Source organism: Luteitalea sp. (assembly GCA_009377605.1).
Taxonomy (GTDB): Bacteria; Acidobacteriota; Vicinamibacteria; order Vicinamibacterales; family Vicinamibacteraceae; genus WHTT01.
Map to the genome: position 1 here is coordinate 1 of WHTT01000338.1, position 561 is coordinate 561.

At 76.3% G+C, this 561-nt stretch carries 1 protein-coding gene; it reads right to left on the bottom strand.

All coding sequences use genetic code 11. The annotated features are described in order from the left end of the window. Positions 1-259: hypothetical protein (locus GEV06_29195; GenBank protein ID MPZ21913.1), on the bottom strand; the 259-nt coding region annotated here is incomplete at its 3' end. Positions 260-561 lie beyond the last annotated feature (302 nt).

Genomic DNA, 561 nt, shown 5'->3' on the forward strand with positions numbered 1-561 from the left:
CTCGCTCCGCCACGGTGACCAGACCGGCGAACACGTCGTGATCAGCGCGGGCGAGCGCGGCCACCGCCAGCCGCAGCGCCTCGGCCGGGCCACGCCCGGCGCGCAACTCGCCGGCCAACCCGGTGCAGAGCTCGATGATCGCCCGCCGGGCCGCGTCCTCCGTATGCGCCCGACGGACCCGGCGCCGGACACTTGCAGCCAGCTCGCCCACCACATCAGACAGCGCACCGCGAGGCGCGCCTCGCGGAACTCCGAGCACCCGGGCCAGCCGCTGCCGCGACCGCCCGGGGCCGGCGAACAACCAGCCCACCGCTCCGGCCAAGACGACGGCCGCAGCCGCGGCGGTCACCAGGACTCCCCTCGCTGCCCGAGCAACGCGCGAAGCGTCGCCGTGGCGGGACCCTCCACCAGGTCGCCGGTGGGCGAGAACGTCGCCGCGGCCTCCGCACGCACCAGGTCGTCGTGACCGCGGATCAGCACACAGACCTCGGCCAGCCGCCGGCGGCCGGTGCCCCGATCACGGGCCAGCTGGACGACCACGTCGAGCGCAGCGGCGAGCTG